21 protein-coding genes are annotated in these 26,657 nt (G+C 70.9%); 13 read left to right on the top strand and 8 right to left on the bottom strand.

Annotation, left to right across the window (positions count from 1 at the left end):
• Positions 1-2: 2 nt before the first annotated feature.
• The 4 genes from DMB42_RS43570 to DMB42_RS43555 are packed head-to-tail and all read right to left on the bottom strand — an operon-like array spanning position 3 to position 6,073.
• Entirely contained in the window at positions 3-2,999 is a 2,997-nt protein-coding gene (locus DMB42_RS43570; protein ID WP_125645470.1) for a glycoside hydrolase family 38 C-terminal domain-containing protein, read from the bottom strand.
• 24 nt (positions 3,000-3,023) lie between these two features.
• The gene (locus tag DMB42_RS43565; RefSeq protein WP_125645468.1) at positions 3,024-3,902 is read right to left on the bottom strand and encodes a carbohydrate ABC transporter permease; all 879 of its coding nucleotides are present in this window, start codon (positions 3,900-3,902) and stop codon (positions 3,024-3,026) included.
• A gap of 1 nt (position 3,903) precedes the next feature.
• Complete coding sequence (locus DMB42_RS43560; RefSeq protein WP_125645466.1) at positions 3,904-4,776, bottom strand: carbohydrate ABC transporter permease; 873 nt, start codon at positions 4,774-4,776, stop codon at positions 3,904-3,906.
• Positions 4,777-4,783: 7 nt separating this feature from the next.
• Positions 4,784-6,073, bottom strand: a complete 1,290-nt coding sequence (locus DMB42_RS43555) for an ABC transporter substrate-binding protein (protein WP_125645464.1) — start codon at positions 6,071-6,073, stop codon at positions 4,784-4,786.
• A 99-nt stretch (positions 6,074-6,172) separates the two neighbouring features.
• On the opposite strand from DMB42_RS43555, the gene DMB42_RS43550 reads away from it, so the two are divergent.
• From DMB42_RS43550 to DMB42_RS43540, 3 genes are all read left to right on the top strand, one after another.
• A complete protein-coding gene (locus DMB42_RS43550; RefSeq protein ID WP_125645462.1) occupies positions 6,173-7,198 on the top strand; it encodes a LacI family DNA-binding transcriptional regulator in 1,026 nt (341 codons plus the stop codon).
• A gap of 105 nt (positions 7,199-7,303) precedes the next feature.
• Entirely contained in the window at positions 7,304-8,539 is a 1,236-nt protein-coding gene (locus DMB42_RS43545) for a glycosyl hydrolase (RefSeq protein WP_125645460.1), read from the top strand.
• Positions 8,540-8,553: 14 nt separating this feature from the next.
• Complete coding sequence (locus DMB42_RS43540; RefSeq protein ID WP_125645458.1) at positions 8,554-10,953, top strand: endo-beta-N-acetylglucosaminidase; 2,400 nt, start codon at positions 8,554-8,556, stop codon at positions 10,951-10,953.
• 40 nt (positions 10,954-10,993) lie between these two features.
• On the opposite strand, the gene DMB42_RS55590 is transcribed toward DMB42_RS43540, so the two are convergent.
• The 4 genes from DMB42_RS55590 to DMB42_RS43520 form a co-directional block, all read right to left on the bottom strand.
• Positions 10,994-12,985, bottom strand: coding sequence for an ABC transporter ATP-binding protein (locus DMB42_RS55590; protein WP_125645456.1), 1,992 nt, complete (start codon positions 12,983-12,985; stop codon positions 10,994-10,996).
• Positions 12,986-12,997: 12 nt separating this feature from the next.
• The gene (locus DMB42_RS43530; RefSeq protein WP_125645455.1) at positions 12,998-13,906 is read right to left on the bottom strand and encodes an ABC transporter permease; all 909 of its coding nucleotides are present in this window, start codon (positions 13,904-13,906) and stop codon (positions 12,998-13,000) included.
• Positions 13,903-14,865, bottom strand: a complete 963-nt coding sequence (locus DMB42_RS43525) for an ABC transporter permease (protein ID WP_125645453.1) — start codon at positions 14,863-14,865, stop codon at positions 13,903-13,905. Before DMB42_RS43525 ends, DMB42_RS43530 begins: the two co-directional genes overlap by 4 nt.
• A 67-nt stretch (positions 14,866-14,932) precedes the next feature.
• Positions 14,933-16,744 (bottom strand): peptide ABC transporter substrate-binding protein, encoded by a 1,812-nt coding sequence (locus tag DMB42_RS43520; RefSeq protein ID WP_125645451.1) that lies wholly within the window; start codon positions 16,742-16,744, stop codon positions 14,933-14,935.
• 220 nt (positions 16,745-16,964) lie between these two features.
• Between DMB42_RS43520 and DMB42_RS43515 the strand changes: the two genes are divergently transcribed.
• The 10 genes from DMB42_RS43515 (at position 16,965) to DMB42_RS43470 (ending at position 26,610) form a co-directional block, all read left to right on the top strand.
• A complete protein-coding gene (locus DMB42_RS43515; protein WP_125645449.1) occupies positions 16,965-18,113 on the top strand; it encodes an ROK family transcriptional regulator in 1,149 nt (382 codons plus the stop codon).
• A gap of 18 nt (positions 18,114-18,131) precedes the next feature.
• Positions 18,132-19,598, top strand: a complete 1,467-nt coding sequence (locus DMB42_RS43510) for a M81 family metallopeptidase (RefSeq protein ID WP_125645447.1) — start codon at positions 18,132-18,134, stop codon at positions 19,596-19,598.
• 121 nt (positions 19,599-19,719) lie between these two features.
• Entirely contained in the window at positions 19,720-21,519 is a 1,800-nt protein-coding gene (locus tag DMB42_RS43505; RefSeq protein ID WP_125645445.1) for a serine protease, read from the top strand.
• 136 nt (positions 21,520-21,655) lie between these two features.
• Positions 21,656-22,045: a VOC family protein gene (locus tag DMB42_RS43500; RefSeq protein WP_125645443.1), complete on the top strand. Its 390-nt coding sequence runs from the start codon at positions 21,656-21,658 to the stop codon at positions 22,043-22,045.
• Positions 22,046-22,255: 210 nt separating this feature from the next.
• Positions 22,256-22,462, top strand: coding sequence for a cold-shock protein (locus tag DMB42_RS43495; protein ID WP_055509312.1), 207 nt, complete (start codon positions 22,256-22,258; stop codon positions 22,460-22,462).
• Between the two features lie 178 nt (positions 22,463-22,640).
• Entirely contained in the window at positions 22,641-24,455 is a 1,815-nt protein-coding gene (asnB, locus tag DMB42_RS43490; RefSeq protein ID WP_125645441.1) for an asparagine synthase (glutamine-hydrolyzing), read from the top strand.
• Between the two features lie 16 nt (positions 24,456-24,471).
• Positions 24,472-25,365 carry an SseB family protein gene (locus tag DMB42_RS43485; protein WP_125645439.1) on the top strand — a complete coding sequence of 298 codons (894 nt, stop codon included), beginning with the start codon at positions 24,472-24,474 and terminating at the stop codon, positions 25,363-25,365.
• On the top strand, positions 25,332-25,766 hold the full coding sequence (locus DMB42_RS43480) for a hypothetical protein (RefSeq protein ID WP_260478295.1): 435 nt from the start codon (positions 25,332-25,334) through the stop codon (positions 25,764-25,766). Before DMB42_RS43485 ends, DMB42_RS43480 begins: the two co-directional genes overlap by 34 nt.
• A 95-nt stretch (positions 25,767-25,861) precedes the next feature.
• Positions 25,862-26,257, top strand: a complete 396-nt coding sequence (locus DMB42_RS43475) for a YbaB/EbfC family nucleoid-associated protein (protein WP_125645437.1) — start codon at positions 25,862-25,864, stop codon at positions 26,255-26,257.
• Positions 26,254-26,610 (top strand): hypothetical protein, encoded by a 357-nt coding sequence (locus tag DMB42_RS43470; protein WP_125645435.1) that lies wholly within the window; start codon positions 26,254-26,256, stop codon positions 26,608-26,610. Before DMB42_RS43475 ends, DMB42_RS43470 begins: the two co-directional genes overlap by 4 nt.
• Positions 26,611-26,657 lie beyond the last annotated feature (47 nt).

Here is a 26,657-nt window from a genome sequence, read left to right as displayed (position 1 = left end):
CTTCAGCGCGCCAGCCGCAGGGTGACCAGCTCGAACGGCCGCAGCGTCACCCGGATCGACCGGCCGGGCCGCTCGGGCTCGGCCAGCGGGCGTTCCAGCAGGTCGGTCACGGTCACCGAGCTGACGGGGAAGCCGGCCGTGAGCGTGGCCGCGGCCCGGCCGCCGCGCGACTCGTGGAAGCGCACGACCACGTCGCCGCTGCCGTCGTCGGCCAGCTTGACCGCGGTGATCACGACCGCGTCGTCGTCCACCGTGACCAGCGGGGCCACCTCGGCGCCGCCGGTCAGCACGCGCTCGGGCAGGTTGACGAACCAGCCCTCGCGCACCGCGTCGCCGATCGTCGCCCCGGGCAGCAGGGCGTGCCGGAACGTGTGCCTGCCCTGGTCGGTCTCGGGGTCGGGGAAGCGGGGCGCGCGCAGCAACGACACCCGCAGGGTCGTGGTGGTGCCGCCGTCCTCGCGCACGGCACGGGTCACATCGTGGCCGTACGTGGAGTCGTTGACCACGGCCACGCCCCAGCCCGGCTCGTCCAGGTGCACGAACTTGTGGTTGCACGCCTCGAACTTGGCCGCCTCCCAGCTCGTGTTGGTGTGGGTGGGGCGGTAGGCGTGGCCGTACTGGCTCTCGGAGGCGTAGCGCTCGGCGCGTACGTCGAGGGGGAAGGCCAGCTTGAGGAACTTCTCCGTCTCGTGCCAGTCGACCTCGGTGGCGATGTCGACGCGCCGCTCCGCCAGGGAGATCACCTGCGTGACGGACGAACGCCCGAAGGAACGGGTGACGCGGACCGAGCCGGGCTCCGCGCCGGCCGTCACCTCGTCGGCGGCGGTGAGGTCCACGACCGTGTTGCGGTAGAACTCGTCCACGTCCCAGGCGTCCCACATGTTCGGGAAGTCCTGGTGGAGCTGGAGCAGGTTGGCGGCCTGGCCGGGCGGCAGGGTCTCGCGCCCGGCCCCGAGGTCGTAGGCGGAGACGATCAGGCCGCGCCCGTCGACCTGCACCCGCAGCAGGCCGTTGTCCAGCACGTAACCGCCGCCCTCGCGGGGCTCCCTGCTCGTCGCGGCCCCCGGTACGGCCGGGCCCGCGCCCCCGGCGGGCACGCCGTTGCGGGCGTGCGGGGAGGCGTTGAAGACCAGCTCCCGGGAGCCGTCCCCGGCCAGGGCCCGCTGGGCGTCGGCGATCAGGCCGGTCAGCTCGTCGGCCAGCGCCGCGTAGGTGTTCCTGGCCTCGCGGTGCACCCACGCGATCGACGAGCCGGGCAGGATGTCGTGGAACTGGTGCAGCAACACCGTCTTCCAGATGCGGTCGAGCCGCTCGTACGGGTAGGGCGCGCCCGCGCGTACGGCGGCCGTGGCGGCCCACAACTCGGCCTCGCGCAGCAACGACTCGCTGCGCCGGTTGCCCTGCTTGGTCTTGGCCTGACTGGTGAGCGTGGCCCGGTGCAGCTCCAGGTAGAGCTCGCCGACCCAGACCGGCGGGCTGGGGTACTCGGCCTCGGCCTTGGCGAAGAAGTCGGCCGGGGTCTCCCAGGTGACGGTGGCCGAGCCCTCCAGGTCGCGCAGCCGGGCGGCCTTGGCCACCATCTCGCGGGTGGTGCCGCCGCCGCCGTCGCCCCACCCGGTGGGGGCCAGCGAGTGGCGGGCGACGCCCTTGTCCTTGAAGTTGCGGGCGGCGTGCGCGATCTCCCTGCCGTTCATCGAGCAGTTGTAGGTGTCCACCGGCGGGAAGTGGGTGAACACCCGCGTCCCGTCGATGCCCTCCCACAGGAACGTGTGGTGCGGGAACGTGTTCGTCCGGCTCCAGGAGATCTTCTGCGTGAGCAGCCGCTTCGAGCCCGCCGCCTTGATGATCTGCGGCAGCCCGGCCGCGAAGCCGAACGTGTCCGGCAGCCACACCTCCTCGTTGTCGACGCCGAACTCCTCGATGAAGAAGCGTTTGCCGTGCACGAACTGCCGGGCCATGGCCTCGGAGCCGGGCATGTTCGTGTCGGACTCCACCCACATGCCACCGGCCGGTACGAACCGCCCGGCCGCCACCGCCTTGGTCACCTTGGCCCACACCTCGGGCCGGTGCTCCTTGATCCACGCCCACTGCTGGGCCTGCGACATGGCGAACACGAACTCCGGCTCGTCGGCCAGCAGCGCCGTCATGTTGGCCGCCGTACGGGCGACCTTGCGGACGGTCTCGCGCAGCGGCCAGAGCCAGGCCGAGTCGATGTGGGCGTGGCCGACGGCGCTGATCCGGTGGGCCGAGGGCACGGCGGGCGCGGACAGCACGCCGGTCAGCTCGGCGCGGGCCGCCTCGGCGGTGGCGTTGACGTCCTGGAGGTCGATCGTGTCCAGGGCGCGGTCGATCGCCCGCGTCAGCTCCGAGCGGCGGCCGCTGTCGGCGGGCAGCTCGTGCATCAGCTCCCCGGCCACCTCCAGGTCGAGGATCAGGTTCCAGACCGTCTCGTCGAAGACGGCCAGGTCCATACGCACCAGCCGGTACTGCGGCTCGCTGCCCGCGGTCTCCTTGTCGCCCAGCGGGGTGGGCACGAACGGCTTGTAGCCGAGCACGACCGGGTTGGAGGCCGCCTCGATCCGCAGCTCGACCTGCTCCCCGCCGGCCACCGGCGCGCCGACGCGCACCCACTGGTTGCGCGGGTTGAGCCCCTTCACGGGTGTGCCGTCGGGCAGGTAGACCAGGCCCTCGCACTGGAAGCCCGGCATGTTCTCGTCGAAGCCGAGGTCGAGCACCGCCTCGACGGTCCGGCCCGCCCATTCCCGCGGGACCGTGCCGGTGACCGTGAACCAGCTCGTGCCCCACGGCGCGCCCCACGCGGCTCCGGCCGCGATCGGCTCGGCGGGCGCGGCCAGCCCTTCGGCGACGGGTACGGGGTCGCCCGGCGCGTGCCAGACGCGCACGTCCATCGGCACGGACTCGGGGTAGACGGCCGGGCGCAGGCGTTCGTCCAGCACGCGCTTGAGACGGGCTTCGACCAGTGTGCGGTCGTCATGCATCGGAGAGCTCCCTAGAGGTGGGGGTCAACCCTTGATCGCGCCTTCCGCGACGCCCTTGAAGAAGAAGCGCTGGAGGGACGCGAACACGATCACGATCGGCAGGAAGGAGATCATCGTGCCCGCCGCGATCAGGCGGGGGTTCGCCGTGAACGTGCCATTGAGGTACTGCAGGCCCACGGTCAGCGTGTAGTGGTCGGGGTCGTTGAGCACGATGAGTGGCCACAGGAAGTCGTCCCAAGCACCGATGAACGCGAAGATCGTGATCACACTCAGCATGCCACGGACGTTCGGAAGTCCGATATGGCGCAACCGCTGCCATGCGGTCGCCCCGTCGATGATCGCGGCCTCGTCCATCTCGGGCGGGATCGAGCTGAACGCGACCCGCATCAGCAACACGTTCAGCATGCCGATCGCGCCGGGCAGCGCCACGCCCGGCAGCGTGTCGGCCAGGCCCAGGTCGCGGACGATCACGTACTTGGACACGATCGTCACCTCCTCCGGCAGCACCAGTGTGGCCAGGAACGCGCCCAGGAGCAGCTTGGCGCCCCGGAAGCGCAGCTTGGCCAGCGCGTAACCGGCCAGGGTGGCGCCGATCGCGTTGCCGGTGACCACGATGGCCGCCACGACCACGGAGTTGGCCGCGTACGACCAGACCGGGATCGTACGGGCGACCTCCACGAAGTTGTCCAGCGTGGGCCGCTCGGGCAGGAACGTCGGCGTGCTGGTGTAGATGTCCTCGCTGAGGCTCTTCAGCGACGTGGACAGCTGCCACAGGAACGGCGAGATCGTGATCGCCAGCACCAGCAGGAGCAGCGTGTACCGCAGCGCCCGCTCGCCCGGCGAGACCGTGTTGAACGAGCCCCCGCCCCGGCGGCGGCGGTGGGCCGGATCGGTCCGTGCCACGTCAGGCCGCCTTCCTGTCGAGCCGCAGCAGCAGGAGCATCGGGCCGATGGTGATCACCAGCAGCACGATGCTCAGCGCGGAGGCGTAGCCGAGGTGGCCGGAGAAGCCGCGGCTGTACATCTGGATCAGCATGACCACCGACATGTCGCGCCCGCCGGGGCCGCCGGTGCCGTTGGACAGCACGTACAGCTCGGAGAACACGCGCAGCGCCGACACCGACACCAGCACCGAGACCAGCAGCATGGTGTTGCGCACGCCGGGGACCGTGACGCTCCAGAACCTGCGGATCGCGCTCGCGCCGTCCACGGCGGCCGCCTCGTGCAGCTCGCGCCGGACGTTCCCAAGGGCCGACAGGTAGATGATCATGTAGTAGCCGAGGCCCTTCCACACGGTCAGGCTGATCGCGCTGAACAGCAGCAGCCACCGGTCGGTCAGGAACGGCACCGGCGCCGCGATCACGCCCAGCCACTGCGCGAAGCCGTTGACCAGGCCCCGGTCGTCCAGCAGCCAGCCCCAGATGAGCGCCACCACCACGGCCGAGGCCACCACCGGGGTGTAGAAGGCGGTGCGGAAGAACATGATCCCCGGCAGCCGCTTCTCCACCAGGATCGCGATCAGCAGCGGCAGCATGGTCAGCAGCGGCAGGCAGACCAGCATGAACACGACGCTGTTGACCAGCGCGTCCACGAGCTGGTCGTCGTTCAGCACCCGTTCGGCGTTGGCCAGGCCGGTGAAGTGCCCGCCGCCGAGCGGCTTGGCGTTCGTGAACGACAACACGACCGTGTTGATCGAGGGCCAGACGTTGAACGCCACCAGCCAGACGGCGGCGGGCAGCACCAGCAGCCACGGCGTGAACCAGCGGCGGTGGGTCATCCGGTGCTCAGCTCTTGAGCAGTTCGTTGCACTTCGCCACCGATTTGTCCAGCGCCTCCTTGGACCCGGTCTCGCCGCTGATCGCCGCCGCGAACTGCTGCCTGACGTACTTGCTCATGGCCTCGGTGACCTCGTACGGCTGCAACACCTTGGCCTTGGCCAGCGAGGTGAACGCGGTGACCTTGGCGTCGCCGGAGTTCGTGCCGTCGCTCTTGCTGAAGAACGGGTCGGCGGCCGACGCCTTGGTGCTGGGGAAGATGTTGACCAGGTGGGCGAAGGCGGCCTGGTTCTCGGCGTTGGTCACCCAGCGGGCCAGGGCCAGCGCGGCGGGCAGATTCGCGGTCTTCCTGGAGACCGACAGGCCCTGGACGTACAGCGGGGGCACGTCCCACACCGGCGAGGAGACCACCTTGGGGGCCAGCGTCGGGTTGTCGGTGGCCAGGCTCGTGATGTAGTTGCCGCCGCCGGTGGTCCAGGCGACCGTGCCCTCGTTGAACAGCTTGGCGTTGCCCGAGTACGTGTCGGTCAGCACGTCGCGCGGCAGCAGGCCCGCCTTGAACGCCTCCCGGTAGCGGTCGAGCACGGCGACGGCCTCGGGGGTGTTGAAGACGAAGCTCTGGCCGTCGTCGGAGAGGATCTTGACGCCCTCCTGCGTGAGGTCGCCCAGTTCGGGGCGGCGGCTCATCAGGTAGACCTTGCCGCCGGACTTCTCCTTGACGGTCCTGGCCTGCGCGATCAGCTCGTCCAGGCCGGTCGGGGGCTTGGCAGGGTCGAGGCCGTACTTCTTGAGCAGTTCGGAGTTCCAGTAGTTGACGTCGGTGTTGAGGTACCAGGGGTAGCCGTAGACGCCGGCGTGGCCGGAGAAGCGGTAGGCGTCGACGCCGCCGGGGACGTACTCGGCGGCCAGGTCGGCGTCCGCCTGGCCCACGTCGAGTAACAGGCCCTGTTTGACCAGGGGCAGTGCGAAGTCCGGCGGCAGGTTGGTGACGTCGGGCAGGGTGCCGCCGGCCGCCTGGCTCAGCACCTTCTCGGAGTAGCCCTCGCCCGGCTGGTCGAGCCATTCGACCTCGACGCCCGGGTACTTCTTCTCGAAGGCGTCGATGACGCCCTGGACGTAGTCGGTGAACTTGGGCTTCAGCGCCCAGGTCTGCAGGCTCACCTTGCCCTTCACCTCGCCGGTCAGGCTCGCGCTGGGCACGGCCCGGCCTTGGTCCGGACCCTGCTCCGCGCCGCCGAGCCCGCAGCTCGTGACGATCATCGTGGCGGCCACGGCCAGTCCTGCCCAGTACCTTCGCATGAAGCACTCCTTCTGGGAACTAAACCGCTCTAGTTGCGGGACTATCCACCGGGCTACACTGCGGTGTCAATAGTTGAGACGAACTCGTGAGGAGCCACCGTGGGTCGACCGACGATCGCCGACATCGCCGAACGGGTCGGGGTGTCCAAGGGCGCGGTGTCGTTCGCACTCAACGGCCGTCCCGGCGTCAGCGAGGCGACCAGGGCCCGCATCCTCCAGGCCGCCAAGGAGATGAACTGGCGGCCGCACAGCGCGGCCAGCACGCTCGGCGGCTCCAGGGCGGAGGCGGTGGGCCTGGTGATCGCCAGACCGGCCAGCACGCTGGGCGTGGAGCCGTTCTTCGCCCAGCTCCTGTCGGGGCTCCAGGCCCGCCTGTCGGCCCAGTCGGTGGCCATGCACCTGCTGGTGGTCGAGGACGTCGAGGCCGAGATCGAGGTTTACCGCGAGTGGGCCTCGGCCCATCGGGTCGACGGGTTCATCATGGTCGACCCGCAGGTCCGCGACCCGCGCATCGACGCGCTCCAGGAGCTTGAGGTGCCGGCCGTGGTGCTCGGCGGGCCGGGCCGGCACGGCTCGCTGTCGAGCGTGTGGGCCGACGACCGGGAGGCGATGTTGTCGGTGGTCGACTACCTGGCCGCGCTCGGCCACCGGCGCGTGGCGCACGTGGCCGGGCTGCCGCGCTTCCGGCACACGCAGCGGCGGATGCGGGCGCTGCGCGACTCCGTGCGCAGGCTGGGGCTGGTCGAGGCGGTGTCGGTGCCGACCGACTTCAGCGACGCCGAGGGCGCCGCCGCGACCAGGGCGCTGCTGTCGCGCGGGCGGCGGCCCACCGCGATCGTCTACGACAGCGACGTGATGGCGCTGGCCGGGCTGGGGGTGGCCGGGGAGATGGGGGTACGCGTGCCGGACGAGCTGTCCATCGTGGCCTTCGACGACTCGGTGCTGACCCGGGTCACGCATCCGGCGATCACGTCGTTGTCGCGGGACACGTTCGCGCTGGGCGGGCAGGTGGCCGAGGTGCTGCTGGAGCTGATCGCCGACCCGGGGCGGCCGCGCGACCTGAAGACCGCCACGCCGCGCCTGGTCGTCCGCGAGAGCACCGCGCCGCCGTCCCGCGCCGCCTGACCGCGTCCCGGGCGGGCCGCCGCGCCCTCCTTGGAGCGGTGTCTTGGCAAGCTGACTAAACCGATTTAGGGTGCGGGGAGATCGAATCGACTCCTCGGAGGACGTGTGCCCTTCCCCTTGCGTTTCGGCGCCAACTACGTGCCCGCGGAGGGCTGGTTCTACAGCTGGCTCGATTTCTCGGCCGACGCGGCCCGCCGCGACCTGGCGGACCTGGGCGGGATCGGCCTCGACCACATCCGGATATTTCCGGTCTGGCCGTGGATTCAGCCCAACCGCGCGCTCATCCGGCAGCGTGGCGTCGACGACGTGCTCGCCCTCATCGACATCGCCGCGGAGTTCGGCCTGGACGTCTGCGTCGACCTGCTCCAAGGCCACCTGTCCAGCTTCGACTTCCTGCCCTCCTGGGTGCTCACCTGGCACCGGCGCAGCCTGTTCACCGACCGCGACGTCCGCGACGGCCTGGCCGCGTACGTCGACCGTCTCGCCCGCGAGGTCGCCACCCGCGACAACGTGTTCGCCGTGACGCTGGGCAACGAGGTCGACAACCTCTTCCCGGCCAACGGGACCACCCCGGACGCGTCCTCGGCGTGGGCCGCCGAGCTGGTCGAGGTGGCCCGCGCCGCCGCCCCCCGCCTGCTCGTCCTGCACTCCCTCTACGACGCCGCCTGGTACGACCCCGGCCACCCCTTCCACCCGGCCGACACCGTCGGCCTCGGCGACCTGACCACCGTGCACTCGTGGGTGTTCAACGGCGTGTCCGCCCTCGACGGCCCGCTCGGCCCGGCGACCGTCTCCCACGCCGACTACCTGGTCGAGCTGGCCGCCGCCACCAGCGCCGACCCGGCCCGCCCGGTGTGGCTCCAGGAGGTCGGCGCACCCGCCCCGGACGTGCCGGCCGCCGACGCGCCCGCGTTCGTCCGCGGCATGCTCGACCTGGTCACCGCCAACCCGGCGCTGTACGGCGTCACCTGGTGGTGCTCGCACGACCTCGACCGCTCGCTGGCCGACTTCCCCGAACGCGAGTACGACCTCGGCCTGTTCACCGTCGACCACCGGATCAAGCCGGCCACTCGGGAGCTGGCCGCCGTGATCGCCGAGCACCGCCGTACCGGCGGGGCCCGGCAGGGGGACGGCCTCGGACGCAGGCCCGCGCTCGTCTGCGAGGCCGACCTCGCGGCCGAGCCCGGACGGCGCGGCGAGGTCGCGCCGGGCAGCCCCTTCCACGCCGAGTGGGTACGGCTGCGCCGGTCCGGGCCCGTGGCCATCGTCACCAAGGCCCGCAGCGCGGACACCGCGCATCTCGAAGCTCGGGGGATCGACACCGTCCTGACCCAGGCATGAGACAAGGAGCTCAGATGCCACGCAGGCTGTTATCCACCTTGTGCGCGGCGGCCTCATTGGCCGCGGCGCTGGTCGCGGGCCCGGCACAGGCCGCCGCGGCGCCGGGCGGCCAGCCGTACGCCTCCTACTGGTACCCGGACACCATCCTGTCCTGGGACCCGGCCGCCGACCCCGACGCCCGGTTCAACCGCTCCCGGGTGCCGCTGCGGCCCCGGATCCAGGACCCGGCGCTGAAGGCCAACACGAACGCCCGCGCCGGCGAGGGCCGCATCGCCTCGCTGGTGTCGTTCGGCCCGACCTCGAACAACCCGTCGCAGGGCTCGTCCGACCCGAACTACTACGCCTTCGGCTACTGGCAGTACGTCGACACGCTGGTCTTCTGGGGCGGCTCGGCGGGCGAGGGCCTGATCCTGGCCCCCAACCCCACGGTGATCGACGCCGCCCACCGCAACGGCGTCAAGGTGTACGGGACGGTCTTCTTCCCGCCCACCGCCTACGGCGGCCAGATCCAGTGGGTGCGCGACTTCGTCCGGAAGTCCGGCTCCTCGTACGTGGTGGCCGACAAGCTCGTCCAGGTGGCCCAGCACTACGGTTTCGACGGCTGGTTCGTCAACCAGGAGACCGGGGGCGGCGACGCGGCCCTGGCCACCGAGCTGCGGTCGCTGATGAAGTACGCGAGGGCCAAGGGCCCGGTCGAGTTCATGTGGTACGACGCCATGACCGAGAGCGGCTCGGTCTCCTGGCAGAACGCCCTGACCACGGCCAACGACGCCTTCCTGGCCGACCCGGCCAAGGTGTCCGACTCGATGTTCCTGAACTTCGGCTGGTCGGCGGGCGGCCTGGTCTCCTCCCGCGACCGGGCCAGGTCGCTCGGCCGCAGCGGGTACGAGCTGTACTCGGGCATCGACACCGAGGCGAACGGCTACGGGACGGGCGTGTCGTGGGACGCGCTGTTCCCCGCCGGGCAACCGCACGTCACCTCGCTCGGCCTCTACCGCCCGGAATGGACGTGGAAGTCCTCCTCCGGCCGGGACGACTTCCGCGCCAAGGACGCCCGCTACTGGGTCGGCGCCAACGGCGACCCGTCGAACACCTCGACGTCCTCCTCGTGGAAGGGCCTGGCCACGTACGTCGCGGAGTCCAGCGCGATCACCGCGAAGCCCTTCGTGACCGGGTTCAACGCGGGACAGGGCGACTTCTACAACGAGGGCGGCGTACGGGTCGCCACCGGCGGCTGGAACAACCTCTCGCTCCAGGACGTGCCGCCCACCTACCAATGGCTGGTCTCGTCCGCCGGGACCAGGCTCACACCCTCGATCGACTTCGGCGACGCGTACGAGGGCGGGTCGTCGTTGCGCCTGCGGGGCCGCCTGGACTCCGTCAACACCGTGCGGCTCTACCAGACGAAGTTGCCGGTGGCCGCCGACACCAAGCTGTCGGTCGTGTTCAAGGCCCCGGCGGCGGGCGCGACGAACCTGCGGGCGGCCGTCGCCTTCGCCGACGCGCCCACCACGTTCACCACGTTCGACCTGGGCTCGGCCGCGGGCGCCGGGTGGGAACGCCGGACGCTCGACCTGTCCGCGCACGCCGGGAAGACGATCGCCCAGCTCGGCCTCCAGACCACCGGCGACAAGGACGCCTACGACATCCGCGTCGGCCAGCTCGCCGTGTACGACGGCGCGGTGGACGTGCCGCCCGCGCCCACCGGCGTGACCGTGCTCGGCGCGACTGACGTGTCGGCCGGCCGCAAGTCGCTGCGCCTGTCCTGGACGGGCTCCGGACAGGTCCACCACTACGCCGTCTACCGCCGCAACCCCGACGGGACGCGTACGTACCTGGGCGGCACGCCCAACGACTCCTACTTCGTCCCGCAGCTCGACCGGGTGGGCGCCGAGACCTCGACCACGATCGACGTCGAGGCGGTCTCCCCCGAGTACGGCCGCTCCCCCGCCGCCTCCACCACGGTCACCTGGGGCGGCGGCCCCGGCGAGAGCAACCTGGCGCTCGGCCGGCCCGCCACCGCCTCCGGCCAGTGCAACGCGGACGAGGGCCCGGCCAAGGCCGTCAACGGCACCGTGAACGGCGGCAACACCGACAAATGGTGTGCCCTGACCAGTACGAAGTGGCTGGAGGTGGACCTCGGCTCGGCGAAACAGCTCACCCGGTTCGTGGTCAAGCACGCCCAGGCCGGCGGCGAGCAGGCGAGCTGGAACACCCGTGACTTCACCGTCCAGGTCCGCTCGTCCGCCTCGGACCCGTGGACCACGGCGGTCACGGTCACCGGCAACACCGCCGGGACCAGCACGCACCCGGTCTCGGTGACGGCCCGCCACGTGCGGCTGAACATCACCAGGCCCACGCAGGACTCCGACCCCGCGGCGCGGATCTACGAGTTCGAGGTCTGGGGCTCCTGACCGGAGCCGAGGTGCCGGCCCGCCTGCCCGGGCCGGCACCTCAATCCGCCGTCCGCAGCGGGAAGTGGCAGGCCACCTGGTGCGCGCCGCCGGCCAGCGGCGGTTCGGTCTCGCAGATCTCCTGAGCGAGCGGGCAGCGTGTCCTGAACCGGCAGCCCGTGGGCGGGTTCTGCGCGCTGGGCAGCTCGCCCTTGATGGCCACGCTCGTACGCGGGGCCACGCCGGGCTCGGCGGACGGCACGGCCTCGATCAGCGCCTGCGTGTACGGGTGCCGGGCGGCCCTGACGACGTCGCGGGCGGGCCCGACCTCGACGAGCTTGCCCAGGTACATGACGCCGATCCGGTCGGACATGTAGTCCACGACGGACAGGTCGTGGCTGATGAACACGTACGACAGGCCCAGCTCGCGCTGGAGGTCCCGCATCAGGTTGAGCACCTGAGCCTGGATCGAGACGTCGAGCGCGCTGACCGGCTCGTCGCAGACGATCAGCCGCGGCTCCAGGGCCAGCGACCTGGCCAGCCCGATGCGCTGGAGCTGGCCGCCGGAGAACTCGTGCGGGTACCGGTCGAGCACCCGTCGCGGCAGTCCCACCTGGTCCAGCAGGGTGCCGATGCGGGAGCGGCGGGCGGCCCGGTCGCCGGCCTGCTGGATCTCCAGGGGTTCGGCCAGGATGGAGTCGACGCGCATGCGCGGGTTCATCGCCGCGTAGCTGTCCTGGAACATGAGCTGGACCCGCCGGTGCATGCGGCGGCGGGCACGCCGGTCGAGGGTGGCGATGTCGGCGCCGTCCACCACGATCTGCCCGGCGGTCGGCTCCTCCAGTCCGACGATCAGCCGGCCCACCGTCGACTTGCCGCAGCCCGACTCGCCCACGAGCCCGAAGGTCTCGCCGGGGAGCACGTCGAAGCCGACCCCGGCGACGGCGCTCACCTGCGGGGCCTTGCGGCCCAGGGAGCCCGCGCCGTCGTAGTTCTTGACCAGGTCGCGCACGGACAGGATCGGCGTGGCCCCCGCCTGCGGCCCGGACCGGTCCGCGGCCGGCGCGGCGGCCTCGGCCCGCGCCCGGGGCTGGAGCACCGGGTGCAGGCAGGCGTGCTGGTGCTCGCCGGCCGACAGGGTGACGTCGGTCGTACGGCACTCCTCGGTGGCGAAGCGGCAGCGGGGGGCGAACCGGCATCCGATCATCGGCCGGGACAGGTCCGGCGGCAGGCCGGGGATGCTGTAGAGCGCGCCGCCGCCGTGGTCGGCCGCGCCGGGCAGCGACTCCATCAGGGCCTCGGTGTAGCGGTGGCGCGGCTGCCGGAACAGTTCGGCGGTGGTCGTGGCCTCCACGACGCGGCCGGCGTACATGACGGCGACCCGGTCGGCGCGGCTGGCGATCACGCCCAGGTCGTGGGTGACCAGGATGACCGCCATCCGGAACTCCTCGCGCAGGTCGTCGATGAGTTCGAGGATCTGGCGCTGGGTGGTGACGTCGAGCGCGGTGGTCGGCTCGTCGGCGATGAGCAGCCGGGGCGAGCAGACCAGGGCCATGGCGATGACGACCCGCTGGCGCATGCCGCCGGAGAGCTGGTGCGGGTAGGAGTCGGCGATCTTGTCGGGACGCGGCATCCCCACCCGCCGCAGGATCTCGATCGCCCGCTCGCGCGCCTCCGCCTTGCCGACGCCCTGGTGGACCCGGAGCGGCTCGGCGACCTGGGCGCCGATGCGCATCGTGGGGTTGAGCGAGGTGAGCGGGTCCTGGAACACCATGCCCATCTCGACGCCGCGGATCCTGCGCATCTCGGCGGGCGGCAGGGACAGCAGGTCGCGGTCCTCGAACAGGATCTCGCCGCCGACGACGGAGCCGCCGGACGGCAGCAGGCCCATGATCGACAGGGCGGTCATGGTTTTGCCGCTGCCCGACTCGCCCACGATGCCGAGCGTCTCGCCCTGCCGTACCTCCAGGTTGACGTGGTCGAGGGCGTGCACGACGCCATGGCGCAGCGGGATGTCGGTGCTGACGTCGCGCAGGCGCAGCAAAGGGCTCATGTTCCGTTCCTCCTAGCGCCGCCGGAGGCGGACCTCGAAGACGTCCCTCAGCCCGTCGCCGATGAAGTTGAAGGCGAGGACGATGAGGATGATGGCGATCCCGGGCGGGTACAGCAGCCACCAGTAGCCGCTGTAGGTGTTGGCGAGGCCGTCGGAGAGCATCCCGCCCCAGTTCGCCGCGGGTGGCGGCACGCCGAGGCCGAGGAAGGACAGGTACGCGACGTACAGGATGGCGTCGGCGACCTGGAACGTGGCGTTGACGATCACGGTCCCGATGGCGTTCGGGATGATGTGCCGCCGTACGGCCCTGCCGCCGGTGCCGCCCATGGAGCGCATGGCGTGGACGTACTCGCGCGAGCGCAGGGTCAGGGCCTCGCCGCGGACCAGCCGGGCCGGGCCCAGCCAGGCGAACGCGCCGATGATGAGGATGAGCATCGGCACGGTCGGCGTGACGATGGTCGCCATCAGCATGAACAGGAACAGCGACGGGATCGACATCATCGCGTCGACGACGCGCATCATGGCCGCGTCCACCCAGCCGCTGGTGAAGCCGGCGATGGCGCCCCAGATCGTGCCCACGATCGTGGCGAGCACGCCGGCGGCCAGTCCGACCACGATGGACGTCTGCCCGCCGAGCAGCAGGCGGCCGAGCTGGTCGTAGCCGACGCCGTCGGTGCCCAGCGGGTGCCCGGGGCTGCCGGGGGCCAGGTAGACCGAGGCGAGGTCGGTGTGCACCTGGTCGGTCCGGTAGAACAGCGGGCCGAGGAAGCACAGGCCGCCCAGCACCACGAAGATGACCAGGCCGACCAGGGCGAGGCGGTTCTCGGCGAAGACCGTCAGCGCCTGACGCCACTGGCCGCGTACGGGTGCCTCGTCGGCGGGGACCGGCTGGCGGGCCGCCTCGGCGTTGGCGGCGGTCATGAGCGGGCCGCCGTCCTGAGCCGTACGCGGGGGTCCACGGCGGCGTACAGCAGGTCGGCGAGCAGGGCGCCGAGCACGGTCGCGACCGCGATGATCAGAGTGACGCCGAACAGGATCGGGAAGTCCCGCTTCAGCGCCGCCTGCCAGAACAGCTGGCCCATGCCGGGGTAGTTGAACAGGGCCTCGACGACCAGGGCGCCGCTGAACAGCGCGGGCAGGTACATCCCGAGCAGGGTGATGACCGGGAACAGGCCGTTGCGCAGCGTGTGCCGGGCGACGACGCGCGCCTCCGACAGCCCCTTGCTGCGGGCGGTGCGCACGTAGTTCTCGTTGAGGTTGTCGACCATCGAGGAGCGTACGTACCGCGAGTAGACGGCGACGGTCACGATGGCGAGCGTGATGGTGGGCAGGACGAGCCCGGCCGGGTCGGCGAGCACCTCGCCCAGGGTGAACCCCTGCGAGGCCTCGGGCGGCAGGACCGGCCAGACCTGCGAGAAGAGAATGATCATCATGAGACCCATGAAGAAGATCGGCGTGGCGTAGGCCAGCAGCGACAGGGTGGTGATCGTGTAGTCGGGCCACCTGTTGCGCCGCATCGCCTGGACGACGCCGAGCGGGATGGCGACGACGACGGCCAGCATCGTCGAGAACAACGACAACACCATGGTCTTGGGCAGCCGCTGGCCGATGGCCTCGGCGACCGACTGGTTGAGCTGGAAGGAGTAGCCGAGGTCGCCGCGCAGGAGGCGGCCGATGTACATGGCGTACTGCTGGATCCAGGGCCGGTCGTAGCCCATCTCGTGGTCGAACGCCGCGAGCTGCGCCAGCGTCGCGTCCTTGCCGAGGGTGGCCCGCGCCGCGCCGCCCGGCAGGAGATGCAGGATGACGAAGGTGATCATCGTGACCAGCACGACGATGATCAGGGCCTGGCCCAAGCGGGTGATCAGATACCGGGCCACGCGGGGCCCCTCCTTGTTCCGGGGATTCCGGCGGCCCCCGCACGGGCCGCCGGAGTCGGGGACGGTCTCAGCTCTTCCAGGACCAGTCCTGGAAGAACATGTTGTTCATCGGGTCCTGCGTCACGCCTTGGAGCCCGGAGTTGTACGCCGAGATCTGGTAGACGGGGTTCGGCATCCACAACACCGGCAGGTCCTGGGCCAGACGGTCGTTGTACGCCTTCAGCGTCGCCTCGTCGTCGGAGAACTGGGTGGCCTCGATGAGCTTGTCGGACTCGGCGTCGCTGTAGCTGCCCAGGTTGACCGGGGCGCCGGTGGCGAACAGCCGCTCGCCGCTGGGGAAGGCCGGGTAGTACCAGCTGCCCTGGGAGCCGAAGTACGACATGTCCCACGAGCACTCGGAGTCGGATGACTTGCACGCCGGGGTGACCGCGACCGAGTCCGGCACCTCCTTGATGGTGAGCTGGATGCCCAGCTTGGCCATCTGCGACTTGATCTCGGCGAACATCTTGGTCGTCGCGGAGAAACCGGTCTGGCTGGTGACGGTGAAGGCCAGCTTCGCGCCGGACTCGATGCCCTCACCGCACTGGTCGGCGCCGGTGCCCGGCTTCTGGCAGGTCGTCTCGCCGTCGGGGGTCACCTGCCAGCCGTGGCTCTCCAGGAGCTGCTTGGCCTTGGCCGGGTCGAAGGAGTACGCGCAGCCTTCGCTGGATCCGTTCGTGCCGGGCTTGGCCGGGACGGGACCGCAGGTCGGGGCGGCCATGCCGGACCAGATGGCCTTGCTGATGGTCGGCTGGTCGATGAGCGACTGCAGGGCCTGGCGCAGGTAGAGCTGCTTGAACAGGGGGCCCGAGGCGGGGTTGTTGAAGTTCAGCTGGAGGTAGGTGATGGACCAGCCGTACCAGGGGGCGATCTGGTAGCCCTTCGACTCCAGGTACTTCTGCTGCGACAGGTTGGCCGGCGGCACGTAGCCGTAGTCGATCTGGCCCGCGCGCAGCACGTTGAACTCGGCGTCGTCGCTGGTGAAGGGGCGCAGCGTGACCGACTTGAGCTTCGGCTTGTCGGAGCCGGAGTAGTTCGGGCGGGCCGTGAGGACGACCTCGCCGTTCGGCACGTACTTCTCCAGCTTCCACGGGCCGCTGTTGACCTGCCACAGCTCGTTGGTCGCGTACGTCTTGGGGTCCTTCGACGCGGCGGTGAGGAAGTCGAAGACCTTCTTGGCGCCCTCGGGCGTGGTGTCGAGGTCGCTCACCTTGCCCGTGGCCGAGTCCTTGTCCCAGACGTGCTGGGGCAGCGGCACGATGCGGTTGAGCTGGTTGCCGACGAACCACCCGGTGTTGTACGTCTTCGTGGTCGTCAGGGTGAAGGTCTTGTCGTCCTTCACCTTGAACTCGGCGATGTTGTCCGGGAAGCCGCCTTCGCGGTAGGACGCCCACTTGTCCTTGTTCGCGGTGACGAGGTTCCACCAGAACTGGATGTCACGGGTGGTGACGGGCTTGCCGTCGGACCACGTGTTGTCCTTCAGGGTGATCGTCAGCGTCTTGCCGCCGTCGCTCACCTCGGGCGGTCCGGCCATCGAGCGCTCGGGGTCGATGTTGTACTTCGCCGTGCCGTCCAGCAGGTACTCGTACACGTGGCGGTACTGGGCGGAGCCGAAGATGACGTTCTCGCCCTGGGTGAAGCCGGGTGCCGAGATCGGCAGGATCCAGTTCGGGGTCCTGAGGGCGACGGTCACGCCGTCCTTGCTCTGGCCCCCGCTCTGGGCGCCTTTCTGCGCGCCTCCGGCGGACCCGCTGCACGCGGTCAGCGCGAGCCCGAGGGCCAGCACGCCCGCCAGGGCGCCGGTGCCGCGGAGCCCGCGCCGGTGGAATCTGCTCCCCATGGGATCTCCTCGGTTGACGTCGCACGGCGCCCTGCGCTTACCGGGGGGCCTGGTGCGTTCAATGCGGAGAATGTATAGATGGTCCTGCACGAAGTCAACGGAAATAATTCGCTTTGTTCGCTTACTTCTTTCGGTTTAGAGTCGAAGTCGCCGGTGCCTCATGATGGGGCTCTGTTGCGACGACGGGCCTGCCGGGGAACCGGCCTGAAGGAGGAGCGGCATGCCGGAGCCATCGAGTCCCGCCAACCTGCGTGAGCAGGCACTCAGCCTCTTGGCGAGTGGCGCGGCGACCTCGCGCGCCGACCTGGTCGAGACCCTTCAGGTCGCACCCTCGACCGTCTCCAGCGTGGTCCGGCGGCTGCTGGAGGAGGGCACCATCCTGGAGGAGGGCGTGGGCCGCTCCACCGGCGGGCGGCGCCCGCGCATCCTGCGCCTGCGCGACGTCCAGGGCGCGTTCGCGGTGTCGGAGCTGGGTGCCCAGCACGCGCGCGTCGGCCTGTGCACGCCCGACGGCCGGCTGCTGGCCGTACGGGAGATCGCCACCGACATAGCGGACGGGCCCAGCCAGGTCTTCGACGCCATCGGGCAGGCGTACGAGCAGCTCAGCATGACCAAGGCCCCAGGTCAGCCGCTGCTCGGCATCGGCGTCGCGCTGCCCGGCCCGGTCGAGTACCCGCACGGCCGGCTGATCGGCCCGGCCCGGATGCCCGGCTGGAGCGGCTTCGACGCCCAGACCCACCTCAGAGGACGTTTCGGCGTGCCCGCGGTCGTCGACAACGACGCCAAGGCGGCAGCCCTCGGCGAGTACGTCACCCGCGGCCGCGACACCAGCGACATGATCTACGTCAAGGCCGGCACCGGCATCGGCGGCTGCCTGGTCAGCGGCGGCCAGATCTACCGCGGCGGCCGCGGGCTCAGCGGCGACGTCACCCACGTGCGCGTGGCCGACAGCGGCGAGCGCGAGTGCTCCTGCGGCAGCCGCGGCTGCCTGGAGACCGCGGCCAGCGGCGCCGCGCTGGTCCGCCAGCTCAAGGACCGCGGCCTGCGGGTGAGCACCCCGCGCGACGTCATCGCCGCCACCGTCGACGCCGAGCCGTCCGTCGTGACCCTGGTCCGCCACGCCGGCGGCCTGCTCGGGGTCGCCCTGTCCGGCCTGGTCAACTTCCTCAACCCCGACGCCGTCGTCATCGGCGGCGCGCTGTCCAGCCTCGACGTCTACGTGGCCGCCGCCCGGAGCATGCTCTACAAGCGCTGCCTGCCGTCCATGACCCAGTCACTGTCCATCGAGGCCAGCGCCGCCGGCCCGGACGCGGCCCTGATCGGCCTCGGACATCTCGTGCGCGCCTCGGCCGACGTCCGCCCTTCCTAGGCAAGGAGTCCCCCGCCCGTGTCCCGTCCCCTCCGCGTCGCCGTCGGCGGCGTGCACATCGAGTCCAGCACCTTCTCCCCGCACCTGAGCACCGCCGCCGACTTCGAGGTCACCCGCGGTGAGGCCCTGCTGGCGCGGTACGACTGGCTCACCGAGCCGTGGGCGGCCGACGTCGAGTGGATCCCGCTCGTCCACGCCCGCGCCCTGCCCGGCGGGGCCGTGGCCAGGGAGACGTACGACGCCTGGGCCGCGGAGATCGCCGCCGGGCTGGCCACGGCGGGCCCGGTGGACGGCATCCTGCTCGACATCCACGGCGCGATGAGCGTGGTCGGGCTGGATGACGCCGAGGGCGACCTGGTCACCGTCGTCCGCTCGGTGACCGGCGGGGCGCCGTACGTCTCCGCGGCGATGGACCTGCACGGCAACGTCTCCCACCGTTTCTTCGACGGCTGCGACCTGCTCACGTGTTACCGCACCGCGCCGCACGTCGACGTCTGGGAGACCCGCGAGCGCGCGGCCCGCAACCTGGTCGAGGCCCTGCGCCGAGGCCAGCGCCCGCACAAGGCCCTCGTGCACGTGCCGATCCTGCTGCCCGGCGAGATGACCAGCACCCGCGTCGAGCCCGCCAAGAGCCTCTACGCGCGCGTGCCCGAGATCGAGGCCAGGGACGGCGTCATCGACGCGGCCATCTGGATCGGCTTCGCCTGGGCCGACGAGCCCCGCTGCCGGGGCGCGGTCAGCGCCACCGGCACCGACGCCGCCGCCACGGCCGAGGCCGCCCGCGAACTGGGCGAACGCTTCTGGGCGGCCCGCGACTCCTTCACCTTCGTCGCGCCCACCGGCTCGATGGACGAATGCCTCGACGAGGCGCTGACCGCGGTCAAGGACCCGGCCCGGCGCCCGTTCTTCATCAGCGACTCGGGCGACAACCCGGGCGCGGGCGGCGCCGACGACGTCACCTTCGCCCTCGAACGTATGCTGGCCCGCCCCGAGATCGCCGGCGGCTCGGTCCGCGCGGTGTACGCCTCGCTCGTCGATCCCGAGGCCGTGGCCCAGGTCGCCGGCCTGGCGCCCGGTTCGCCGGTCAGCCTGCGCGTCGGCGGCCGGATCGACGCCCGCGAGCCGGGGCCGCTGCCGATCGAGGGTGTGCTGGAGGCGGTCGCCGACGATCCCGACGGCGGCCGGTGCGTCAGCGTGCGGGTGGGCGGTCTGAGCGTGTTCGTCACCTCCCGCCGTATGCAGTACCGCGAGCTGGCCTCCTACGCCCGGCTGGGCGTCACCGTGGACGCGGTCGACCTGGTGACCGTCAAGATCGGCTATCTTGAGCCCGAGCTGTTCGACGCGGCGGGCGACTGGCTGCTCGCGCTGACGCCGGGCGGGGTCGACCAGGACCTGCAACGCCTGCCGTACGAGCGGCTGGCCCGGCCGGTCTTCCCCCTCGACCGCGACTTCGAGGCCGACCTGACCGTGGTCACCTCGCCGTAGGCGCGGCCGTCCCGTACGCCTGCGGCGGGCTTGGAAGAGCACTCCCAGTCGGCTCCAAGCCAGGAACAAGAGGGCTGACTCATCATTTCCGCCTGTGAGCGGATATTTCAGGAAGAGGCTGATGAGGGTCGCCGCGGGTGCGGCGGTCGTCGCGGCGGTCATGCTGCCGGCGTTGCCGGCAGCCGCCGACGACTCCCCCGACGAGCGGCCCGACGTCCCGGTCGGCACCTGGCTGGCGGCACGTACGCAGCCCGCGGTGCAGCTGACCAGCTTCACCTACACGGCGACGGTGTCCGTACCGTCCAACACGATCAACGAGGTGGCCTACAACCAGATCGTCCAGGAGGCCGTCACCGCCGTGCAGTCCGGCAAGATCTCCTCGGACGAGCGCAGCATCGGCAAGTGGGTCTTCCAGCAGATCGCGGCCAACGTGGACACCTACGTGTCCTCGACCACCCCGATGCGTACGGTCGAGGCCGAGGTCGGCGGCATGTGCACCGGCTGGTGGGTCACCCCCGACGGGTACATGGTCACCGGGGCGCACTGCGTCCAGATCGGCGAGACCGAGCTGAGCCAGCTCTTCGCGCAGCAGGCGCTGGCCAAGTTCAACAAGAAGGACGCCAAGGAGATCATCAGCGGCCTGGGCGACCTCAGGAACGACGAGGAGATCGTCAAGCTCGCCCAGCAGATCTACGTCACGTTCAACTCGACCCACATGCAGCTCAGCAATCTCAAGCAGAGCCTGTCGGTCATGCAGAGCCTGCCGGGCGGCGGCGTGGACAAGACGGCGAAGGCGGTCCCGGCCGAGCTGGTGTCGGTGGGCGAGAGCTACCCGGGCAAGGACTTCGCGCTGCTCAAGGTCAACGGCCAGCAGAACCTGCCGACCGTGCCGCTCGGCGACGACGCCGACGTGCGGACCGGTGACACGCTCTACATCAGCGGCTTCCCCGGCCTGGTCACCAACACGCCGTTCTTCAGCCTGGAGTCGAAGCTGGAGCCGGCGCTGACCGAGGGGCCGTACAACGCCAAGCGCACCACGCAGACGGGCGTGCCGTACATCCAGACGCAGGCGCCGTCGTACCACGGCAACTCGGGCGGACCGGTGTTCAGCAAGGACGGCAAGGTCATCGGCATGCTGATCGCGGGCACGGTGAGCGAGGGCGGCGAGGCCTCGGAGAGCGAGAGCTTCGTGCTGCCGGTGGGCATCATCAAGGAGAAGCTCGGCGAGAAGAACGTCAAGCCCGCCCAGGCCGTCACGACGACCCGGTACAACGAGGCGCTCAACGACTACTTCCGGCGTTACTACTCCGCCGCGCTGCCGAAGTTCCGTGAGGTCCAGGCGCTGTTCCCGAACCACCCGTACGTCGCCAAGTACATCAGCGAGTCCCAGCAGGCGATCTCCGCGGGCAAGGACGAGACGCCCAAGCCGATCCTGATGTGGGTGCTGATCGGCGGTGGCGTGCTGCTCCTCCTCGTGCTCGCCGCGGTGCTGGTCAAGGTCCTGCGCGGGCGGCGGACCCGGCCCCCGGCGATCATCTCGCCCCAGCCCGGGTACGGCGCGGTGCAGCCGCCCCCGTGGCAGCAGCTCCCCGCGGGTCAGGCCCAGCTCTCGCCGCCGGTCCAGCCGATGCAGCCGGCCCATGGCGCGTACGGGCACAGCGGCTCCGACGGCTACGGCTCCGACGGGTCCGGGCCCGGCGGGTACGGGGCGGGCGGTTACGCCGCGGGCCCGTACGGATCGGCGCCGGAGGCGCAGTTCCAGCAGCCCCCGCACCCGCAGCAGGGCGGCGACCAGACCCGGGCCGTGCGCTACGGCCAGTTCGCCCCGCCCTCGGACCCCAGATCCGGACAGGTCGCGGACCTGGAACGGCAGATAGCCGACCTCCAGCGCCGGCTCGGCGACCAGCCCCCGAACTCCTGACCGGGCCCGCGTGAGCCCAGGTCCCGCCAGACACGACAGGATGCGCGGCCCCGGAACCCCGACGGCGGGTTCCGGGGCCACGCCATGTACCCGGCCGGTCCGGGCCGCGGCGCCCGTCGCGGCCTACGATGACCTCGTGGACGTGCTGAGCAGCCGCGTGCTCCTGCGGCCGAGCGACCCCGTACGCAGCCGCCGCTTCTACGCCGACACGCTCGGCCTGGCGGTCTACCGCGAGTTCGGCCCGGAGGACGATCCGGGCGTGGTGTACTTCCTCGGCCAGGGTTTCCTCGAGGTCGCCGGGCGCTCCGACGCCCCCGCGACCGGCGGCACGCTGTCGATCTGGTTGCAGGTGCGCGACGTCGGGCGCGAGGAGGAACGCCTGCGGCAGGCGGGCGTCACGGTGTTGCGGGAGCCGCGGCTCGAACCGTGGGGCCTGATCGAGATGTGGATCGCCGATCCCGACGGCCACCGCATCGTCCTGGTCGAGGTGCCGTCCGGCCATCCGCTGCGCCGCGATCCGCGGTGAGGGCCCCGCGTTTGTGTCCGGCGCGAAGCGTGTGCTAATGTTGGCCACGTTGCAGTTGTGGTACCCATAAAAGACTTTGTGCGCACCTGAAAGGGCTGGATCTTCAGGTGCGTTTTTGTTTTCCGGTCATCTCCGGGATGGGCTCATCGCGGCGACACGGGAATCCGCGCGGTGCGGATTCCGTCTCTGCACATCTGAAGGAGATCCGATATGGCAACCGGTACCGTGAAGTGGTTCAACTCCGAAAAGGGCTTCGGCTTCATCGCCCAGGACGGCGGCGGCGCCGACGTCTTCGCCCACTACTCCAACATCGTCTCCAACGGTGGCTACCGTGAGCTGACCGAGGGCCAGAAGGTGGCCTTCGACGTCGTCCAGGGCCAGAAGGGCCCGCAGGCGGAGAACATCGTCCCCGCCTGACGCCACGCAGCCCGCATCTGGGCCCGCACCTCTCCGGGGTGCGGGCCCAGACTGCTTTCCGGGCCCTTTGGTCGGGTATGGACCGATCAGCCCCGCACGGTTATGTTGCGAGGGCGTCAAGCACTTTGTCAGACGGACGCCGAGGAGCACCAAAGACATCGTCTGAGAGGACCCTCGCATGTGCGGCATCGCCGGATGGGTCGACTTCGACCGCGACCTGACCACCGAACGGGCCACCGCCCTCGCCATGACCGAGACCATGAGCTGCCGGGGCCCCGACGACCAGGGCCTCCACCTCGACCGGCACGCCGCGCTCGGCAACCGCAGGCTCGCCGTCATCGACGTCGAGGGCGGTCACATGCCGATGGAGGCCGAGGGCCTGGCCGTCATCACCTACAGCGGCGAGGTCTACAACTTCGGGGAGCTGCGCGCCGAGCTCGCCGCCAAGGGCCACCGCTTCCGTACGAGGGGCGACACCGAGGTCGTGCTGCGCGGCTACCTGGAATGGGGAGAGGGCCTCGCCGACCGGATCAACGGCATGTACGCCTTCGCGATCTGGGACGAGCGCGAGCAGGAGCTGCTGCTCATCCGCGACCGTATGGGCATCAAGCCCCTCTTCTACTACCCACTGCCCAACGGCGTGCTGTTCGGCTCCGAGCCCAAGGCGATCCTGGCCAACCCGCTGGCCCCGCCCGTGGTCGGCCTCGACGGCCTGCGCCGGCTCCTCAGCCTGGGCAGCCTGCGGCAACGCTCGATCTACAAGGGCCTGTTCGAGCTGCCGCCCGGCCACCTGCTGCGGGTGAGCCGGCACGGCACGCGGCTGCGCCGCTACTGGGCGCTGGAGGGCCGCGAGCACACCGACGACCTCGACATGACCGTGGGCACGGTACGCGAGCTGCTCGACGACATCGTCGGCCGGCAACTGGTCTCCGACGTACCGATCTGTACCCTGTTGTCCGGCGGCCTCGACTCCAGCATCGTCACCGCGCTGGCCAGGACGCACGGCCCGATCCGCTCCTTCGCCGTCGACTACGCCGGTTACGCCGAGAACTTCCAGGCCGACGAGACCCGCGGCGACCCGGACCGGCCGTTCGTCCGGATGCTGGCCGACCACGTCGGCTCCGAGCACACCGACATCGTCCTCGGGCCGGAGGAGCTGGCCGACCCGAAGCTGCGGGCCGCCGTCGTCCGCGCGTGGGACGCGCCGGGCTTCGTCGGCGACCTGAACACCTCCCTCTACATGCTGTTCCGCGCCATCCGCGAGCATTCGACCGTGGCGCTGTCGGGCGAGTCCGCCGACGAGGTGTTCGGCGGGTACGCCTGGTTCCACCTGCCGGAGATGGTCAACGCCGGCACCTTCCCGTGGCTGGCCATGGTGATGCGCGAGCAGCAGCCGACCGACATCCTGGACAAATCGCTGGTCCGGCGGCTCGACCTGGACGACTTCACCGCCGACGGCTACCGTACGGCGCTGGCCGAGGTGCCCCACGTGGACGGCCAGGACGCCCGCGAACGGCGCATGCGCGAGATCTGTCACCTGCACCTCACCCGCTTCCTGCCCTACCTGCTCGACCGCAAGGACCGGATGAGCATGGCCGTCGGCCTGGAGGTACGCGTGCCGTTCTGCGACCACCGGCTGGTCGAGTACGTGTTCAACACCCCATGGTCGATGAAGACGTTCGACGGCAGGGAGAAGAGCCTGCTGCGCGCGGCCGGGGCCGACCTGCTGCCCGAGCCGATCGTGCGGCGGGTCAAGGCGCCGTACCCGGTGACCCAGGACGTCGGCTACGAGAAGGCACTACGCGCGGCGCTGCGCGAGGTGGCCGCCGACCGCAACGCCCCGGTCCTGCCGCTGCTCGACCCCGAGGCCGTCCGCGCCGCGACCTCGGGGTCGTCCGACAAGATGACGACCACGATGACCAGGTACGGCCTGGAGCTGGCACTGGATCTGAACGTCTGGCTGACCTCCTACGGCGTGCGCCTGGAGGTGTAGCGGGCAGACTGGGCGGATGACGTCCAGTGATCATCTGCCGGCCACGCCGTTCGAGGAACAGTTGTGGGCGGCCCGCGAGGACGGGCACGACGCCCTGTGCCTGGGCCTGCTCCGCGACGCCGACCTGGCGTTGCCGATCACCGCCGCCGCGGCGGCCGGAACCGAGCCGCCCGCCTGGGCGACGGCCGCCGACTCCGCCCGTACGTGGGTGGTGGCGTTCACCTCGGTCGAGGCGATGCGGTTGGCGACCGGTGGCGCCGCCACCCATTGCCGGATCGTCTCGCCCGCCGAGCTGGCGGCCGGGTGGCCGGACCCGCGTTGGGGGCTGGCGATCAACCCGGGGCTGGGTGCCTCGTTCCTGCTGGAGCCGGGGACGGTGGCCAGGCTGGCGGTGCCCACGCTCGTCCAGGATTTGCTGCTCGTGCCCGGGTCGGGGGTGCCGGTGGTGCAGAAGCTGCTGTCGCCGTCCGACGTCGGCGACCTCCTGGCGACGGCCGAGCCGCGCGTCTCGGGCTACTGCCACCACGCCCTCGACGTCTCGCACATCGCCACGCCCGCCGTGCTCGCCGACGCGCTGGGACAGCCCGGCATGCTGACCGAGAGCGGCGCGCTGAACATCCTGCGCTGGCATCCCGTCGGCCTCGACCTCTACCGCACCCCGTACGGCGGGCGCGATGAGGACGGCCGGGACGCGGTGGCGGGCTGGGTGGTCGAGGAGCCGCCGTTCGTCGGCATGGGCCTGGTGCCCAACGTCGACCAGGTCATCCGCGAGTACAAGGTGTACGGGGTCGGCCTGCCGCACGGCGCGGAGATCTGGGAGCTCACCGCCGACGGCACCGAGCACCGGCGCGCGCTCTACCACGGCGACCTGCGGCGATGGCTGCTGATCGGCCGGAGGGCGGCGGCATGACCTGGCACTTCTACCGCGCCCGCTGGCAGGGCGCCGACTACGTGGCCAGCCCCGAGCCGCACGCCCTGGAGCTGTGGGTACGCCTGCGCCTCACCGAGCCGGCCGACGGCTTCGAGGAGGTCGAGCCCGGCTGCCACGTGCGCACGGTGCCGGTGACCGAGGTCGAGTCCCTCCAGTTCGTGACCACGGAGTGCACGTGGCGGGGGGAGTCGTTCCAGGTGCACGACGAGCGCGACGCCCTTCTCCTGCTCGAATACCTGGGCGGTTCCGCGCCCGCGGCGCTCGCGCTGGGGCTGGAACGCGTCGAGCGGGGTGTGTACCGGGCGTGGGTCCCGCGGGCGGAGGTGGCCGACCTACGCGAGCAAGTTGTGCCAATAAATCCGACACATAGCCATTTTTGATGATTGGCTCTTGTCTCCTGTTGTTCATGTGACAGAAACTGACCTGATAGGTGCACGTGACGTAAGAGACATGCGGCGTGGGTGGCGGGGGTGTCATGGATTCTCCTGACGTGGCGGGGATGCGGGCGTATGCCGATGAGCTGCGGGACATGTTCCGCCACATCGAGGACGCGGGTGTGGAGTTGCACGCGCTGGCCAAGGCCGTCCAGGTCACCGAGACCTCGCGGGACGGCCTGGTGTCGGTGACGGTCGGCTCGCGCGGCGAGCTGATCCGGCTCGACATCGACCCGCGCATCTACCGGCGCCCCGACGCCCGCCACCTGGCCGACAGCATCGCCGAGACCGCCCAGCGGGCCACCGAGCGCGCGCAGGAGCGCGTCGCCGAGATCTTCGAGCCGATCATCCCGCGCGAGGACTTCCAGGCGCACCTGGACGGCGACCTCGAAACCATCATGGCCCGGCTCGCCGAGCGCATGGGAGGCAGCCGATGAAGCCCTGGGACGGCACCCAGATCATCAAGCCCGTCGTGGACTCGGGCATCTCCCAGTGGACCACCATGGCCGAGGACTGGGAGGGGCAGTCGGAGCGGCTGGTCGCCGCGGTCCTGGCGGCGCTGGCCGCCGCTCCCTGGGGCGGCGGCGCCGAGGGCGAGGCGTTCAGGACCAGCCACTTCCAGGGAGACGGCCCGAACCGCATGCTCAACCAGTGCGTCGACCTCTCCAGGCAGATCACCGACGCGTGCGGCAGGCTGCGCGCGAGCATCGACAACACCCTGGGCACGGACGCCGACATCGAGAGCGATCTCAAGGCGCGGGAGGCCAAAGCGCGGGAGGCCAGGGCGTGACGCACAGCGGCACCGGGCCTCAGGGGCCCACCGCACGGGGATCGTCG

Origin of the sequence: Nonomuraea sp. WAC 01424 (assembly GCF_003947315.1) — a bacterium.
GTDB lineage: Bacteria > Actinomycetota > Actinomycetes > Streptosporangiales > Streptosporangiaceae > Nonomuraea > Nonomuraea spiralis.
The sequence above is the reverse complement of the archived record's forward strand: the minus strand, read 5'-3'. Positions and strand labels throughout refer to the sequence as shown.